Below are 16,108 nucleotides of genomic sequence, written 5' to 3'. Positions count from 1 at the left end.
GCCGGCACGCCCTGCCCTGCCGCCCCGCGGCGCGTCACGTCGCCGCCCGGATCGCCGCCACCAGCTCGTCGGTGTCGTCGAACGGGTACTTGACGCCGTTGATCTCCTGGCCGGCCTCGTGGCCCTTGCCGGCGACCACCACCGCGTCGCCCGGGCGGGCCGAGCGGACCGCGTAGACGATCGCGCTGCGCCGGTCGCCGATCTCGATGACGTCACCGCGGGCGGGCTCGCCGAACGCGCCGTCGAGCATCGCGCGGCGGATCGCGCCGGGCTCCTCGCTGCGGGGGTTGTCGTCGGTCACGACGAGCACGTCGGACCGGATCGCGGCCGCGGCGCCCATCAGCGGGCGCTTGCCGGTGTCGCGGTCCCCGCCGCAGCCGAGCACGGTGATCACCCGCGCGTGCGGGCGGACCTGGCGGCGCAGCGCGTCCAGCAGCGCGGCGACGGCGGCCGGCTTGTGCGCGTAGTCGACCACGCCCAGCCAGGGCTGACCGGCGTCGACGCGCTGCATCCGGCCCGGCACCGACGCCCGGGCGAACCCGGCCGCGGCCACCTCGGGGTCGATCCCGTCGGCGTCGAGCACGGCCAGCGCGACGAGCGCGTTCGCGACGTTGTAGCGGCCGGGCAGGCTCAGCGTGACCGGCACCGCGAGCCCGCCGGGGCCGACCGCGGTGAAGGTCTGGGTGCCGTCGGGGTGGGCGGTGAGGTCGCGGACCGTCCAGGTGGCGGGCGCGCCGCGCGGGTCGGAGGAGACGGTGACCGCGTCCCGGTGGCGGGCCGCCAGCCGGCGGCCCCACTCGTCGTCGACGCAGACGACGCCGTGCCGCGCGGCCTCCACGCCCGCCCCGCCGCCGCCGAACAGCCGGGCCTTGGCCTCGAAGTAGTCGGTCATCGTGGGGTGGAAGTCCAGGTGGTCCTGGGACAGGTTGGTGAAGGCCCCGGCGGTGAAGCGGGACCCGCCGACCCGGCCGAGCGCGAGCGCGTGGCTGGAGACCTCCATGGCCACGTCGGTCACGCCGGCCTCGACCATGACCGCGAACAGCGCCTGCAGGTCCGGGGCCTCGGGGGTGGTGAACGCGCTGGGCAGCGCCCGGGCCGGGTGGCCGGGGACCTGGACCCGGGTCCGCACGGTGCCGAGCAGGCCGGTGGCCCGCCCGGCGGCGGTCAGGCCCGCCTCCAGCAGGTGCGCGACGGTGGTCTTGCCCGAGGTGCCGGTCACCCCGAGCACCCGCAGGCGGGCGGTGGGCTCGCCGTAGACGGCGGCCGAGACCGGGCCGAGGACCTCACGCGGGTTCGGGTGCACCAGCACCGGGAGCCGGGAGTGCCGGATCTCGGCGCGGTCCGCGCCCGCGGCGTCGGTGAGGATCGCGCCGGCGCCCGAGGCGACGGCCTGCGCGGCGAAGTCGGCGCCGTGGGCGCGGGCGCCGGGCAGGGCCGCGAACAGGTCGCCGGGGCGCACCGAGCCCGCCCGCAGGGTGGCGCCGGTGACGGTGTGCGGTCCGGCCGCGGGGTCGAGCAGCGGGCCGGGCCCGCTGCCGGCGGTGCGCGGGTTCAGCTCGGCGCCGACGAGCCGCCCGAGCAGGGCGACGTCGACCGGGCGCACCTGCGACGGGCGGTCCGGCAGCGACTCGAGGGATCCCGCCACGTCACCCGTCCCCGTCCGGTCGCCCTGCACACCACCCGGCCCGCCGCCGAGCGCGGATCCGCCGGCGCTCCGGGAGCGGGCGGTGGCTGCGGTGTGGAGGTCGGGCACAGGGCCGGAGGTTACCGACCGCCGCGGGCCGCCCCTCGTCCCGGTCAGGCGCCCGCGACCGCTCGCGGAGGCGGTCGCGGCGGGCGGCGGAACGACGACCGGCACACGGTCGTCCGACGAGCCGGATACGGCCATCCGGCGCAGGTTCCGGGCCGGTGGGCGGCTCGTCGGGCGGGGTGCACGGCGGCCCGGACGGCACCCGTACGGGTGAGCAGTGGCCGGGACCGTCCGACGCAGCCGGACCGCACCCGGCCGCGCCGTCACCTGATCTGCAGGGTCTGCACCGGCTGCGGCACGGTCTGGACCGGCACGGCGTCGCGCTGGGCCAGGTAGGAGGCGATGTCGTGGAACAGCGGCGCCGCGCTCGTCCCGCCCTTCGGGGCGTCGAGCATGATCCCGATCACGAACCGCGGGTCCTGGGCCGGGAGCATCCCGGCGAAGGTGATCCAGTACTGGGAGCGCGAGTAGGCCCCGGTCGCCGGGTCCACCTGCTGGGCGGTACCGGTCTTGCCCGCCACCTCGTAGCCGGGCACCGCGGCGGCGGGCCCGGTGCCGGACTGGCCGTGCGCCTTCTGGGTGACGGCGGTGAGCATCGTCCGCAGGGTCTGCGCGGTCTGCGGCGACATCACCTGTACCGGCTCGGGCGCCTCGGTCGGCACCCGGACGCCGTCCGGGCCGGTCGTCGCGGCGACGATCCGCGGCGGGACCCGGACGCCGTCGTTGGCGATGGCCTGGTACATCCCGGCCATCTGCAGCACGGTCATCGACAGGCCCTGCCCGATCGGCAGGTTGCCGAAGGTGGAGCCGGACCAGGTCGCGCGGGCCGGGACCCGTCCGCCGCTCTCGCCGGGCAGCCCGACACCGGTCTTCTGCCCGATGCCCATCTTCGCGAGCATGTCCGAGAAGCGGTCCTCGCCGACCTTCTGCGCGATCATCAGGGTGCCGACGTTGGAGGACTTCGCCAGCACGCCGGTCAGCGTGTAGCGGTCGACGCCGTGCGCCCAGGCGTCCTTGATCGTGCGGTCGGCGACCTCGATGCTGCCGGGCACGTCGAGCACGTCGTCGGGCTTGGCGACGCCGGCCTCCAGTGCGGCGGCCATGGTGACGACCTTGTTGACCGAGCCGGGCTCGAAGGGCGTGGTGACGCCCTTGTTGCCCAGCGAGTTCGGGTCCGCGGACAGCAGCTGGGCCGGGTCGAACGAGGTGTTGTCGGCGAGCGCGAGCACCTGCCCGGTGGCCCGGTCGAGGACGACGGCCGAGCCGCTGCGCGCCTCGGCGCGGCCCGCGTAGTCGGCGAGCATCCGCTGCACCTGGAACTGCAGGTCGGAGTCGATCGTCAGCTGCACGTCGGAGCCGGACACCGCGGCCTGCTCGGAGCGCACGCTGCCGGGGATGACGGTGCCGCTGCCCTCGGCGGTGTCGGCGATCTGGAAGCCGTCGCGACCGGCGAGCAGTTCGTCGTCGGAGGACTCCAGGCCGATCCGGCCGATCAGCTTCTGCGCGTCGGCGCTCCAGGTCGCGGCGCCGATGATGTTCGAGGCCAGCGTCCCGTTGGGGTACTGGCGCGCCTCGCGGCTCTCCTCGGCGATCTCCGGGAACTGCGTCCGGAGGTCACGGGCGGGACCGGGGTCGACCGCGGTGGCCATCACGACGTAGCCGCGGTCGCTGTTCAGCGCCCGCTTCAGCTCCTCGGGGTCGCCGTGGGTCACCGCGGCGACGGCGTCGGCCATCCGGTTCTTGTAGGCCACCGCGTCCGCGCCCTTGGTGGAGTTGATCAGGCGCGGATTGGTGACGAGCGCCTTGGACTCGGTGGAGAACGCCAGCACGGCGCCGTTGCGGTCGCTGATCGCGCCGCGCTCGGCCGGGATGACGATCCGGCTGGCGCGTTGCTTCTCCGCGTCCGCGGTCAGCGTGCCCGCCTGCACCGTCTGGACGACGACGAGCTTGGCCCCGGACACCAGCAGCAGGGCGGCCAGCGCCACCCAGGCCAGGCGCAGCCGGAACCGCGGGTCGTCGGCCGGGGACCGGCGCCGGCCGCCCCGCGGACCCTGCCCCCGCGGCCGGGGGCGCGGCGGCGCGTAGACCATCAGTTCCCGCCCGCCGCCCGGGTGTCGGCCGGGACCTCGTGCTCGGTGCCCTCACCGGCACCGGCGGCGCCACCCGCGGCGGCGCCCGGAGCGGCGTCACCGCCCTCGGCGGCCGGGTCGGTGGTGGCCGCGCCCGGCTGCTGCGCCTGCTGCGCGGGCGGGGCCTGCGGGGCCGGTGCGTCGGCGGCGGGCGGGGCGGGCGGCGCCGCGGCGACGGCGGCACTCGGCTCCCCGACGACGTCGACGCGTCCGTCCGGTGCGACGACCAGGCGTGCCGGGTCGGTCACCCGGACCATGCCCTGGGCCGCGGCGCGGTCGGCGAGCGAGCCGGGGCTCTGCAGCACCGTGACCTCCTTGCGGAGCGCCTCGGACTGCTCGGTGAGCGACGCGGTCCGCTCCCGGGCCGCCTGCAGCGCGTAGGAGTCGGCCGCCGCGGCGGTCGACAGCCACAGCGTCGCGATCAGGCCCGAGACCAGCAGGACCATCACGACCAGCACGAACTTCGCGCGGCCGGTGTTCTCCCTCGCCGCGCTGCGGCGGCGCTGGTCGGCCACCCGTCGGGCGTCGCCGGGGCCGCGCTGGGCCGGGATCCGCGGAGGTGCCGCGGTACGACGGCTCTGGCGGGTGTCGGGCCGCTGCCGGCCACCGCCCGGGGTGCCCGGGCGCTCGATGACGGGTGTGCTCATCGGGGGTTCCTGCCTCTCCGCCGTGCCGGTGCTGCCTGCGTGCTCGGGTCCGTGCCACGGGTGCTCACGGCTCGTCCTCCACGCGTTCCGCCGCGCGCAGGCGTACCGGGGCGGCCCGGGGGTTGCGGGCGATCTCGGAGTCGGACGCCTGTTCGGAGCCCCGGCTGAGCAGCCGGAACTCCGGTCCGTGTCCGGGGAGCTCCACCGGCAGGTCCACCGGGGTCCGCGAGCGGACGCGCTCGGCGAGCACGCGCTTGGTGATCCGGTCCTCCAGCGAGTGGTAGGACAGGACGACGATCCGCCCGCCCGGGGCGAGCGTGTCCAGTGCCGCGGGCAGCGCGTCGCGCAGCACCTCGAGCTCGCGGTTCACCTCGATGCGCAGGGCCTGGAAGGTCCGCTTCGCCGGGTGCCCGCCGGTGCGCCGGGACGCGGCGGGGACCACGCCGTAGAGCAGCTCGACGAGCTCGGTGCTGCGGGTGAACGGGCGCTTCTCCCGGGTCCGGACGATCGCGTTGGCGATCGGTCCGGCGAACCGCTCCTCGCCGTACTCCCGCAGGATCCGGCGCAGCTCGCCGGCGGTGTAGGAGTTCAGGACGTCGGCGGCGGTCGGCCCGGTGGTCGGGTCCATCCGCATGTCGAGGTCGGCGTCGCGGGAGTAGGAGAAGCCGCGGGCGTCCTCGTCGAGCTGGAGCGAGGAGACGCCCAGGTCGAACAGGATGCCGTCGGCGGCGGACACGCCCGCCTGCTCCAGCGCGCCGGCGACGTCGTCGTAGACGGTGTGCACCCGGTGCAGCCGGTCGGCGTAGGCGGTCAGCCTGCGGCCCGCGAGCTCGAGGGCCTGCGGGTCGCGGTCCATGCCGACGACGGTCAGCCGGGGGTGCGCGGCCAGCAGCGCCGCCGCGTGGCCGCCCATGCCGAGGGTGGCGTCCACGTAGACGGCGTCGCGGTCGCGCAGTGCGGGGTCGAGCAGCTCGGAGACGCGCTCCAGCAGGACCGGGGTGTGCCGGTCACCGGGCGCGCGCTCGTCGCGCGGGGTGGCGCCGTCGCCGGAAGTACCGTCCACGTCCCACCCCCCGGTGCGCCGTCCGTCCCCGTGTGGTGCGTGCGTGTCGTGCGGGCCGCCGGTGCGGCGGCCGTACCCGGTCCCGGCCACGGGGGCCGGGACCGGGTGGGTCGATGTCCGTGGGTGTGGCGTGCCGGCTCCCACAACCGGTCCGCTCCACGCCCGAAGACGCGCGGGCGCCACCGCGCCACCCGAACTCCCCAGTCGGGGTGGGCGCCGGCGCCGTCCCCACCCGGGGGCCGTGCCGAGACGGACCTGGCACCGGGGAAGGTGTGCCAGGGCCGACTCGATCACGGCACCCGGGTCGGGGCGGCGACGGTGGTGTCGTCCGCTGTCGGTCGTGCTGTCCTGCTCAGGTACTGCCGCCGTCCGTCGTCCCGCCCGCCAGCGGAACTCAGAACAGCCCGGGCAGAACCTCCTCCTGGGCCTTGGCGAACTCGTCCTCGTGCCGCTCCTGGTACTCCTGCCAGGCCTGCGCGTCCCAGATCTCGGCGCGCGTGAACGCGCCGATCACCACGCAGTCCTTGGACAGTCCGGCGTACCGGCGCAGCTCGGACTGGATCGCGATCCGGCCCTGGCCGTCGGGGTTCTGCTCGTCGGTGCCCGAGAAGAGGTTCCGCTGGAACACCCGCGCCGACTCGTTCGTCAGCGGGGCCGCGGCGATCTTGCGCGCCATCTCGGTGAAGGCGTCACGGGTGAACACGTAGAGGCAGTGGTCCTGCCCTTTCGTGATCATGCAGCCGCCTCGCAACTCGTCGCGGAATTTCGCGGGCAGCGTGAGCCGCCCCTTGTCGTCCAGCTTCGGGGTGTAGGTGCCGAGGAACACCGACCCCACCTCCACCTGGGACCCCTGTTCGCCCCAGCGATCACCACACTACCCCACACTCACCCACCGTCAACCCGAGACGGGTGGATCTTCGACCGTTCATCCGATGTTTTCCCAGGTCAAGGACGGTGGGGCGCGGTGGGGGCACGCGACGCGCCACCCGGTCGCGCGACGCCCGGAGGCCGTTTCCGGCCGCTCCGGCCGCACCTGCGCCCCACCGCTCCCCCACCGGCGTCGTCCCAGGTCAGGGACGGTTTCCGGGCCGATCGGGTCGTCCGGGGTGGGGACGGATGGGGAGCCGGTGGGGGGACCGTGGTGAGCCCGGGTGGGGGGCGGTGGGGGGATCGGCGGACGCGCGGTGGAGCGGCGTGGGGAACCACCGTGGGGCGCCGTGGGGGGACCTCGTGGGGGACCTCCCGCCCGGGGCCGCCGGCGAGCCCCGGAGCGCTCCGCGTTCGGCCGTACGGAGCAGCGGGGCGAGGCGGGTGGCGGCGCCCGGTCCCGATCGGGGGACGTTTGACAGACTGGGGTCACCCGAGCCGTCTCCTGAGGAGGCCCGTTGTCGTCGAGCGCGCCGTCCGCGCCCTCCGTGCCACCCGTCCCGTCGCCGTCCGGTGGTCCCCTCCGCCGGGCCGAGGCCAGCGGTGCGCACCCCGGTTACGCGCCCGAGCCGATGGACGCCGTCGCCGTCGCCGACGCGGCGGGCCGGATCGCCGCCGCGATGGCCCGGATCATCGTCGGCAAGCCCGACACCATCCGGCTGGCCCTGGTCGCGATGCTCGCCGAGGGGCACCTGCTCGTCGAGGACGTGCCGGGCGTCGGCAAGACCACGCTGGCCAAGGCACTCGCCCGGGCCGTCGACGGGGCGGTGAGCCGGGTGCAGTTCACCCCGGACCTGCTGCCCGGCGACATCACCGGCTCGTCGGTCTACAACCGGCAGACCTCGGAGTTCGAGTTCCGGCCCGGCCCGGTGTTCGCCAACGTCGTGATCGCCGACGAGATCAACCGTGCGTCGCCCAAGACCCAGTCGGCACTGCTGGAGTGCATGGCCGAGCACCAGGTCACCGTCGACGGCGGCACCTACCCGCTGGGTGACCCGTTCATGGTCGTCGCCACCCAGAACCCGGTGGAGATGGACGGCACCTACCCGCTCCCCGAGGCCCAGCAGGACCGGTTCACGATCCGCGTCTCGGTCGGCTACCCCGACCCGGCGGCCGAGCTGGCGATGCTCGAGGAGCACGGCTCGACCGACCCGCTGGAGCGGCTGTGGCCGGTGACCGACCTGCGCACGCTGCGGTCGATGATCGCCGGGGTCCGCGGCCTGCACACCGCGGCGGAGGTGCGCCGCTACTGCGTCGAGGTCGTCGGGGCGACGCGACGGCTGCCCGAGGTCCGCCTCGGCGCGTCGCCGCGCGCGACCCTGCACCTGCTGCGGGCCGCCCGCGCCTGGGCGGCGACCGCCGGGCGCGGCTACGTCGTGCCCGACGACGTCCAGGCCGTGGCCGTCCCCGTCCTCGCGCACCGGCTGGTGCTGGGCCCCGAGGGGGTCGCGGCCCGCCGGACACCGGCGGACCTGGTGCGGGCCGCCGTCGCGCGGGTCGCGGTGCCGTCCCCGCCGCGGGGCTGAGATGGCGCCGACCGCGCCGCCGTCCGGGCCACCGGCTCCCACCGAGCCCGGTGCCCCGGCGGCACCCGGGTCGTCGGCGCCGCTCGCGGCCGGCGGCGCGCCGCGCCGGGAACGGCGGGCCGGGCTGACCGTGCGCGGGCGCTGCCTGCTCGCCGGCGGCGCCGCGATGGTCGTCTCGGCGATCGCGCTCGACGAGCGCGACCTCGTCCGGATCGGCGCGTTCGTGCTGTTCCTGCCGCTGCTGGCACTCGTCGTCGCGCTGCGGTCGCGCCGCTCGCTGCAGGTCGGGCGCACCCTGGAGCCGGCGCGGCTGGAGGCGGGCAGCGGCGGCACGGTGCTGCTGCGGATCGCCGGCGGCGCCCTGCTGGGCGCACTGCGGATCGCCGACCACGTGCCCGACGCCGCCGGTCCCGCCGACCGTTACCCGCCGCGGTTCACCGTGCACCGGCTCGGCCGGCGCGGTGCCCGGGTCGGCTACCCGGTGCGGCCCGCGGTCCGCGGCGCGTACCGGATCGGTCCGCTGCGCGGTCGCGGCACCGACGCGCTCGGCCTCGCCGAGTTCCGCCACGACCTGCTCCCCGCCGACCGGCTGCTGGTCCTCCCCCGGGTCACCCCGCTGACCGGGCGCCCGGCCCTGACCTCCACCGCCGCCGGGCGCGGCGCCGAGGGCGGCAGCCGTCCCGGCCCCGGCACCCCGGACGTGCTGATCCGCCCCTACCGCCAGGGCGACGAGCTGCGCCGTGTGCACTGGCGCTCCAGCGCCCGGCGCGACGAGCTGATGGTCCGCCTCGACGACCGTCCCGACCCGTCCGGGGTGACCCTGCTGATCGACCGGCGCGACAGCGCCCACCGCGGGCACGGGCCCGCCTCCAGCCTGGAGTGGGCGGTGGCGTTCACCGCGAGCGTCGCGGTGCACCTGCTGCAGCGCGGCGAGGCCGTCGCGCTCGTCGACGAGTCCGGCGAGGCCGTCGGCGACGTGCCGCCCGGTGTGACCGGTGCGGACGCCGTCCCCCCGCGGCTGGAGTCGCTCGCGGTGCTGCGGCCCTCGGCGAGCACCGGGTTCACCGCGCCCGGCCCCGGGCCCGGGCACCCGGAGGGTGTGCTCGCGGTGCTCGGCGGGACCGCGCCGCAGGACGTCACCGCGCTGGTCTCGGCCTGGCCGCGCGGCGGGCACGCCGTCGTCCTCGACGTCGACACCTGGTCGGCCGCGACGCGGTCCCGCCCGGCGTCGGTCGCGGCGGCCGCGCTCCGCCGTGCCGGGTGGCACGCCACCGTCGTCACCTCCGACATGACCGTCCAGCGGGCCTGGGCGGACGCCTGCGGCTCGCCCGGTATCGCGGGGGCGACCGGATGAGCGCGCCGACCCGGCCCCCCGTCCGGCCCGCGCCGCAGCCCGCCGCGCCCGTCCCCGATGCCGCACCCGCGGGCCGGACGCCGGGTGCCCCGGCCTGGACGGTCGTGCTGGGACCGGTCGCGACGGTCGTCGCGGTGCTGCTCGCCGGGACGGCGATGAGCTCGGTCGTGCAGGGCGCGACCTGGTTCGCCCACGCCGCCGTCGCGGTCGTGCTGGTCTCGCTGGTCGGCGGCCTGCTGCTGCCGCTGCGGGCCTGGCTGGTCGCGCCCGGCCAGCTGCTGGCCCTGGTCCTGCTGGTGACCGCGTGGTTCACCGGTAGCGGCGTGCTCGGGGTGCTCCCCGGGCCGTCGGCGTTCGGCGAGCTGTCGGGCCTGCTCGGCGGGGCCGGGCAGCAGATCGACAGCGGGCTGCCGCCGGTCGCGGCGAGCCCGGAGATCCTGCTGCTGGTCACCCTCGGGTTCGGCACGATCGCGATCGCGGTGTTCGGGCTCGCGGTGACCGTGGCCGCCCCGGCCGCGGCCGGGGTGCCGCTGCTGGTGGTGTTCGCGGTGCCGACGGCGCTGCAGCCGGACCTGCTGCCCTGGTGGACCGTGGTCGCGGCGACGCTCGGCTACGGCGTGCTGCTGCTCCTGCGCCCGGACCGGCTGCGGCAGATCCCGGCCGGGGCCGCGGTCGTCGCGGTCGCCGTCGTGGGCTCGCTGCTGGCGGGACTGCTGGCATCGTCGGTGGGAACCTCGGGACGCTTCGACGCCACCGGCGGGACCGGGGGCGACGCCGACGGCTCGATCGGGCTGAACCCGTTCACCTCGCTGCGCGGACAGCTGACCCGCAGCGAGCCGCGCCCGCTGTTCAGCGTCCGGGGTCTGCAGACCCCGACCTACCTGCGCGCGCTCACCCTGCAGTCCTACGTGCCGCAGGAGGGCTGGAAGGCGGGGCGCCCGCTGCCGGGCGTGCCGCTGACCGGGCCGCTGCCGCCGTCGACGTCCGGGCCGGCCGCGTCCCAGGACGTGCAGGTCGACAACCTGGGCTTCCGCGACTACTGGCTGCCGGTGTTCGGCGACCCGACCCGGATCGCGGTGAACTCACCGAGCTGGGCCTACGACGCCGACGGCGGCATCGTCTACAGCGAGCGCGCACAGTCCGAGGACGGCTGGACCCAGTCGATGCGGCTGCCGGAGCCGTCGGCCGACCAGCTGCGCGCGGCCTCCGGGCCGACCACGGTCGACCGGTCCTACCTCGACACCGACGGTGTCGACCCACGGGTCACCGCGATCGCCCGGGAGGTGACCGCCGGGGCCACGACGCCGTTCGACCGGGCGATGGCGCTGGAGGACCACTTCACCGGGCCCGGCTCCCCGTTCACCTACAGCCTGGCGACCGCGCCGGGTGGCAACGGCGACGCCCTGGTCGACTTCCTGACCCGCGGCCGGACCGGCTACTGCGAGCAGTACGCCTCGGCGATGGCGGTCATGCTGCGCGCCGTCGACGTCCCGGCCCGGGTGGCGGTCGGTTTCACCGCAGGCGACGCCGACGGTTCCGGGGCCCGCACGATCACCACCGAGGACGCCCACGCCTGGGTCGAGGCGTGGTTCCCCGGCTACGGCTGGATGACCTTCGACCCGACCCCGCTCGCCGACGGCCGCACCATCGACCCGGCCTATGTCCAGCAGGCCCGGGAGCAGGACGGCGGCACGCCCGCCGCCGAGCAGACCCCGCAGCCCGAGCCGTCCGCGACGCCGCCGCCCCCCGAGGCCGGTGGCCCCACCCCGGAGCCTCCGCCCACCGAGGAGCAGGCGGCCGACCGGCCGACGGCCGCGACCGGGTCGTGGTGGCCGCTGGTCGTGGCGCTGCTGCTGGCGGCCGCGGTGCTCGCGGTCGTGCTGACCCCGGGCCTGTGGCGCCGGCACCAGTACTCCCGCCGGGCCGGGCTGGCCCGGGCGGGCGGCGACGGCGCTGCGGCGGCGGCATGGGACGAGGTCCTGGCCGCCTCCCGCGACCACGGGGTCCCGGTGCCGCCCGGGGACACCGTCCGCGCGGCCGCCGACCGCATCACCGAGCGGCACGGCCTGTCCGGGCGCCCCGCCGAGGCGCTGCGGGAGCTGGCGGGCCGGGTCGAGGCGAGCTGGTACGGCGGGATGCTGCCCGAGCCCGGCACGCTCGACGGCCTGGTGGACGAGGTGCGGACGGCGATCGCGGCCGGCGGGACGTCGTTGCGGGCACGGGTGCTGCCTGCCTCGGTGGTGCCGGAGGCGGTCCGGCGCGGGCGCCGCCCGTCCGACGACGACCCGACGGCCGACGACGGCGCCGCCGACACGGCCGGGGAACCTGCCGAGCGCGGCTGACGCGCCCGGCGCGCACGGCCGCCCCGCCCAGCGCGCGCGGCCGACCCGCCCACCGCGGCACGGGGTTCGCAGCCCCCGGCACCCCGGATCAGCGCCCGGCATCCGATCGGGGGCGTCGTCCGGTCGGCGGCATCGTCCGGTCGGCGGCATCGGCCGGCGGCGTCGCCCGGCCGGCGGTGTCGTCCGGCCGGCGGTGTCGTCCGGCCGGCGGCCGTCGGACGGCGCGGGCCGGTCCCGATCGCCGGGCTCCCGTCCCCGGTGACACCCGGGCCCGACGCCGGTACAGCGGACGGCCGGCGCCGGACACACGACGGCGGGGCGGGCCACCGCATCGGTGTCCCGCCCCGCCGGGTGTCGTACGGGCGGCCACGTGGGCCGCCCCGTGTCACTCCTGCTCGAAACGGCGCCGGAAGCGCTCCTCCATACGGCCGGTGAAGCCACCGCCGCTCTCGCCGGACTGCTTGTCCTTCGGGGCGGCCCCGCCCTGACCGGTCGTCTCCTCGCCGCCGCGACGGGCGCCGATCGAGGTGACCGCCAGCAGCGCGCCGCCGAGCATGGCGAGGAAGCCGACGATGCTCAGGATCGGCAGGTCGCCGAGCCAGAGTGCCCGGAAGGGGATCCCGGCGACGAGCAGCACGAGGCCCACCACGAACAGGACGGCGCCCTGGATCCGGCGGCGCCGGGCGGGCTTGCTCCGCCGGCTACCGCTGACCGAGGACGCGAACTTGGGGTCCTCCTGGTAGAGGGCGCGTTCGATCTGTTCGAGCAGGCGCTGCTCGTGCTCGGAGAGCGGCATGCCTTCACCTCCGGCACACGTAATCGGACGGTAGGCCGCATTCAGCCCGGGCCTCCTCGCCCCGGCCGGTACGACGGGCGCCCCAACCTGGGCGTCTGATGTCCAGAGTACGAGGCGAATCGTGCCGCGACCACCCGGACCGTCCAACCCGCTCGGCTGATCGTCGAGCGGGCGGCGTGGCGCGGCGTGTCGTCGCTCACCCGGACTGTCGCAGACCCACCCGGACGGGGGTGGGCAGCCGGGTGAACGCCGGACGACCGGTCACCGACGGCAGCCGGACGGCGACCGTCGGACACCGGCGGCGGGGACGGGTGTCAGTACCGCCGGGCGAGCAGATGCAACCGCGGGGCGACCTCGGCGAGGGCGCCGACCTGCGACGCGAGCGCGTCCAGCTCGTCGCGCTCGTCGCGGCCCGCCGCCTCGCCCTCCTGGCCGGGGCCGGGCAGCCACGCCTCGAGGGTGCCGTCGCCCTGCAGGATCTCGGTCCGCAGCCGTCCGGTCCCGGCGGTGAGCTCCTGCAGCCGGTGCGCGTCGAACCGGCGCAGCAGCCGGTCGTCGGTACCGGTGCGGCCCTCGGGGTCGGTGAGCAGGGCACGGGCCTCGGCGAGCCGGCCGGTGGCCAGCCGCCCGATGAACGCGCCGTAGCGCCCCACCGTGAGCACCGACACCGCCCCGCCCGGGGCGGCGGCCGCGGCGAGCGCGGCGAGCACCCGGCCCGGGCCGTCGACGACCTCGAGCAGCCCGTGTCCCAGCACGAGGTCGGCGCCGTCGGCCGGGGCGACCTCGGCGAGGGTGTCGACGTCGCCGTTCACCGGGGTGATCCGGTCGGTCACGCCGGCCTCACCGGCGCGCCGGGCCAGCGTCGCCAGCGCGTTGGGACTGGTGTCGACGACGGTCACCGCGCAGCCGGCGATCGCCAGCGGCACCGCCCAGGTGCCGCTGCCCCCGCCGACGTCGAGCACCCGGGGCGCGGCCCCGGTGTCCCGGCGGACACGGTCGATCTCCCTGTCCAGCACCCGGAACACGGCGGCCCCGCGCGCTGCTCCGGCCTGCTCGCGTGTCGGCGATCCCACGGCACCGAGACTAGTGGCCCCCGCCGGTGCCCGGCCCGCCCGCCCGGCGGGACGCCCACGACCGGGCGCCCGACGATCACCGGCACTCCGCTCGGCGACCGTGCCGGACCGCACGGTAGGTTGGGTGGGTGCAGGTCGTCGCCACGCTCAGTCTCAAGGGTGGCGTCGGCAAGACCACGGTCGCACTGGGTCTGGCCGGCGCGGCGCAGCGGCACGGCGTCTCCACCCTCGTGGTGGATCTCGACCCGCAGGCCAACGCCACCACCGCGCTCGACCCGGAGCCCACCACGGCGACCGTCGCCGACGTGCTGGACGAGCCGCGCCGCGCAGTCGTCGAACGGGCCATCGCGCCGTCGGCGTGGGGCGAGGGCCTCGACGTGCTGGTCGGCGCGGAGCAGACCGAGCGGCACAACCACCCCGACCCGGGGGCGGCGCAGCTGTACCGGCTGGACCGCGCCCTGCAGCGGCTGGCCGGTGAGCTGATCACCGACGACTCCGGTGGCTCCGAGCACGCCGAGGAGCGCTACCGGCTGGTGATCGTGGACTGCCCGCCGTCGCTGGGGCAGCTGACCCGCAGCGCGCTGTCCGCCGCGGACCGGGCGATCCTGGTGACCGACCCGACGATGTTCTCGGTGTCCGGCGTGCAGCGCGCGTTCGACGCGGTCCAGACCGAGCGCGAGCGGTCCAACGACCGGCTTCAGCCGCTGGGTGTACTGGTCAACCGGGTGCGGCCGCGCAACACCGAGCACGAGTTCCGGATCTCGGAGCTGCGCGAGCTCTTCGGCCCCCTGGTGTTCAACAGCGTCCTGCCCGACCGCTCGGCGGTCCAGCAGGCCCAGGGCGCCTGCCTGCCGATCCAGGCCTGGGACACCCCGGGCGCCCGGGAGATCTCCGCGGTGTTCACCGCGCTGCTGGGCCGGGTGCTGCGCAGCGCCTCGCGCCCCGCCGCCTCGGCCTGACCGGCCCCTCCCGGCCCGCTTCTCGGCCCGTCCGCTCGCGTTCTCCTCCGTCCGCCGATCCGCTCCCCCGTGCGGCCCGCCGCCCCCGGCGGACGGACCTCACCGGGGCAGCAGCAGCTGCACCCGGGTCACGAACTGCTCGGCCTGGCGCAGCAGGTCGTCGGCGGCGCGCCGGTCGACGTGCCGCCCGATCCCGACCTCGGCCTCGATCCGCAGCCGCGAGCACCCGGCGAAGAACGCCGCCCACTCCTCCAGCTCCGGAGCGACCTCGGCGAGGAGCCGCCAGACGTCGCGCGGGGCGCCCCGGCGGGTCCGGGGCCGGGCCCGCATCGCCAGCACCGCCGCCCCGGCACGCAGCGCGGCGAGGTAGGCGGCCGGGTAGCGGCGCAGCGGCTCGGTCTCCCGGTGCGCCTCGGCGAGCTGCTCGGCGGCCTGGCGCAGCAGCCCGAGCGCGTCCCGCGACGGCGGGGCGGGCGCAGGCGACCGGAGGGGCGCCGGCCCGGCCGGCCGTGCCGCGCCCCCGGCCGACCCGGCAGCGCTCCTGTCCGCCCCGGCAGCGCTCCCGGCCGGACGGGCCGTGCCCCCGGCCGACCGTGCGGTGCTCCCGGTCCGCTGCGGGGCGCCCCCGTCCGACGGCACGGGTGCGCCCGGCAGGGGGACCACCTGCCCGGACCGGCCGGCGGCGCCGGTCTCCCCGGCCCGGCCCGGCCGGCCGGTGCACCCGGTCCCGGCCGGGTCCGCACCGGTGCGACCGCTCCCCCGCCGGGACGGCGCCGCCCCGGCGGCGGCCCCCGTACGGTCGGCGGCGCCCCGACCCGTGCCCCGGGCCGCGCCGCAGTCCAGCGGCCACAACCCGTCGGCGACCGGCCGCACCCGGCCGGACCGCCGCTCCGGCCGCGCGGCGCCCGCCGGGGCGTCGCCCGGCCGTCGCGCCCCGGCGGACCGCGGCGACGGCAGCGCCAGGTCCAGTTCCATCGTCCTGCTCCGCACGCGCACCTCCCGCACCTCTCAGTCGACCTTCACCAGGTCCCACACGCCTGGACCGGACCGCATCCGCAGCACCACCTCGCGCGGCGGCTCCTGCGGGTCCTGCACCGACCGGGCGAGCACCCGCCAACAGCTCAACCGGTCCCCGCCCACCGGCATCGGCGACGGGAACGGCCACGGGGACTCCTCGATCCACTGGTCTCGAACCCCGGTGACCAGGAAATGTTCCCCGCGGCGCGACGGACGCCGCGAGAACTCGACCGGCTCACCGTTCTGCCAGCGCACGTCGATCGCCGCCGGCTGGCGGGACCGGAACAAACGCGAGAAGCCGCCCACTGGCATCACCACGCCCTCCACCCGGTGGCCGGGCCTCGGTTCCCACCACCGGAATCGGTCTCCGGGACGCCCGGCGACGGGGTGCTTCCCCCACTCCGCCCACCGGACGCCCCGGCGTCGAACGCGCGTTCGACATGCGTCAGTAGAACGCGTGTTCGATCGTCGCGTCAAGTCGGGCGACCGGGTGGCGCCACTCACCCACCGGCACCGCGGCGGGGT

Annotated in this window: 13 protein-coding genes; 4 read left to right on the top strand and 9 right to left on the bottom strand. The window is 77.0% G+C overall.

Features of this window, described 5'->3' with window-relative positions:
• Window positions 1–34 precede the first annotated feature (34 nt).
• The 5 genes from MTO91_RS10265 to mraZ form a co-directional block, all read right to left on the bottom strand.
• Window positions 35–1,645: a UDP-N-acetylmuramoyl-L-alanyl-D-glutamate--2,6-diaminopimelate ligase gene (locus tag MTO91_RS10265; RefSeq protein WP_476654372.1), complete on the bottom strand. Its 1,611-nt coding sequence runs from the start codon at window positions 1,643–1,645 to the stop codon at window positions 35–37.
• 368 nt (window positions 1,646–2,013) lie between these two features.
• Window positions 2,014–3,840: a peptidoglycan D,D-transpeptidase FtsI family protein gene (locus MTO91_RS10260; RefSeq protein ID WP_476654371.1), complete on the bottom strand. Its 1,827-nt coding sequence runs from the start codon at window positions 3,838–3,840 to the stop codon at window positions 2,014–2,016.
• The gene (gene ftsL, locus MTO91_RS10255) at window positions 3,840–4,526 is read right to left on the bottom strand and encodes a cell division protein FtsL (protein ID WP_476654370.1); all 687 of its coding nucleotides are present in this window, start codon (window positions 4,524–4,526) and stop codon (window positions 3,840–3,842) included. The genes MTO91_RS10260 and ftsL overlap by 1 nt, the downstream gene beginning before the upstream one ends.
• Before the next feature lie 64 nt (window positions 4,527–4,590).
• A complete protein-coding gene (rsmH, locus tag MTO91_RS10250; protein ID WP_476654369.1) occupies window positions 4,591–5,589 on the bottom strand; it encodes a 16S rRNA (cytosine(1402)-N(4))-methyltransferase RsmH in 999 nt (332 codons plus the stop codon).
• Window positions 5,590–5,983: 394 nt separating this feature from the next.
• A complete protein-coding gene (mraZ, locus tag MTO91_RS10245; protein ID WP_043276508.1) occupies window positions 5,984–6,415 on the bottom strand; it encodes a division/cell wall cluster transcriptional repressor MraZ in 432 nt (143 codons plus the stop codon).
• 673 nt (window positions 6,416–7,088) lie between these two features.
• Between mraZ and MTO91_RS10240 the strand changes: the two genes are divergently transcribed.
• From MTO91_RS10240 to MTO91_RS10230, 3 genes are read left to right on the top strand one after another with little or no spacing between them, the layout of a single operon-like run.
• Complete coding sequence (locus tag MTO91_RS10240) at window positions 7,089–8,042, top strand: AAA family ATPase (RefSeq protein WP_476654368.1); 954 nt, start codon at window positions 7,089–7,091, stop codon at window positions 8,040–8,042.
• Window position 8,043: 1 nt separating this feature from the next.
• Complete coding sequence (locus MTO91_RS10235; protein WP_208827051.1) at window positions 8,044–9,396, top strand: DUF58 domain-containing protein; 1,353 nt, start codon at window positions 8,044–8,046, stop codon at window positions 9,394–9,396.
• On the top strand, window positions 9,393–11,738 hold the full coding sequence (locus MTO91_RS10230) for a transglutaminase TgpA family protein (RefSeq protein ID WP_476654367.1): 2,346 nt from the start codon (window positions 9,393–9,395) through the stop codon (window positions 11,736–11,738). Before MTO91_RS10235 ends, MTO91_RS10230 begins: the two co-directional genes overlap by 4 nt.
• Before the next feature lie 385 nt (window positions 11,739–12,123).
• Here MTO91_RS10230 and MTO91_RS10225 read toward each other — a convergent pair whose 3' ends face one another.
• Together MTO91_RS10225 and MTO91_RS10220 are read right to left on the bottom strand one after the other, a co-directional pair.
• Window positions 12,124–12,534 (bottom strand): DUF3040 domain-containing protein, encoded by a 411-nt coding sequence (locus MTO91_RS10225; protein WP_100880227.1) that lies wholly within the window; start codon window positions 12,532–12,534, stop codon window positions 12,124–12,126.
• 314 nt (window positions 12,535–12,848) lie between these two features.
• Window positions 12,849–13,607, bottom strand: coding sequence for a class I SAM-dependent methyltransferase (locus MTO91_RS10220; protein ID WP_308819803.1), 759 nt, complete (start codon window positions 13,605–13,607; stop codon window positions 12,849–12,851).
• 128 nt (window positions 13,608–13,735) lie between these two features.
• On the opposite strand from MTO91_RS10220, the gene MTO91_RS10215 reads away from it, so the two are divergent.
• The gene (locus MTO91_RS10215; protein WP_073573930.1) at window positions 13,736–14,566 is read left to right on the top strand and encodes a ParA family protein; all 831 of its coding nucleotides are present in this window, start codon (window positions 13,736–13,738) and stop codon (window positions 14,564–14,566) included.
• 99 nt (window positions 14,567–14,665) lie between these two features.
• On the opposite strand, the gene MTO91_RS10210 is transcribed toward MTO91_RS10215, so the two are convergent.
• Window positions 14,666–15,541: an SAV_6107 family HEPN domain-containing protein gene (locus tag MTO91_RS10210; RefSeq protein ID WP_476654366.1), complete on the bottom strand. Its 876-nt coding sequence runs from the start codon at window positions 15,539–15,541 to the stop codon at window positions 14,666–14,668.
• A 33-nt stretch (window positions 15,542–15,574) separates the two neighbouring features.
• The gene (locus MTO91_RS10205; protein WP_051050348.1) at window positions 15,575–15,895 is read right to left on the bottom strand and encodes a hypothetical protein; all 321 of its coding nucleotides are present in this window, start codon (window positions 15,893–15,895) and stop codon (window positions 15,575–15,577) included.
• Window positions 15,896–16,108 lie beyond the last annotated feature (213 nt).

This window comes from Pseudonocardia sp. 2-7 (assembly GCF_056341085.1).
The sequence above is the reverse complement of the archived record's forward strand: the minus strand, read 5'-3'. Positions and strand labels throughout refer to the sequence as shown.

Excerpts from the sequence above, each read along its gene's own strand:
- MTO91_RS10260 (WP_476654371.1), bottom strand. The coding sequence starts at position 3,840 with ATGGTCTACGCGCCGCCGCGCCCCCGGCCGCGGGGGCAGGGTCCGCGG.
- ftsL (WP_476654370.1), bottom strand. The coding sequence starts at position 4,526 with ATGAGCACACCCGTCATCGAGCGCCCGGGCACCCCGGGCGGTGGCCGG.
- MTO91_RS10240 (WP_476654368.1), top strand. The coding sequence starts at position 7,089 with ATGGACGCCGTCGCCGTCGCCGACGCGGCGGGCCGGATCGCCGCCGCG.
- MTO91_RS10235 (WP_208827051.1), top strand. The coding sequence starts at position 8,044 with ATGGCGCCGACCGCGCCGCCGTCCGGGCCACCGGCTCCCACCGAGCCC.
- MTO91_RS10230 (WP_476654367.1), top strand. The coding sequence starts at position 9,393 with ATGAGCGCGCCGACCCGGCCCCCCGTCCGGCCCGCGCCGCAGCCCGCC.
- MTO91_RS10225 (WP_100880227.1), bottom strand. The coding sequence starts at position 12,534 with ATGCCGCTCTCCGAGCACGAGCAGCGCCTGCTCGAACAGATCGAACGC.
- MTO91_RS10210 (WP_476654366.1), bottom strand. The coding sequence starts at position 15,541 with ATGGAACTGGACCTGGCGCTGCCGTCGCCGCGGTCCGCCGGGGCGCGA.
- MTO91_RS10205 (WP_051050348.1), bottom strand. The coding sequence starts at position 15,895 with ATGCCAGTGGGCGGCTTCTCGCGTTTGTTCCGGTCCCGCCAGCCGGCG.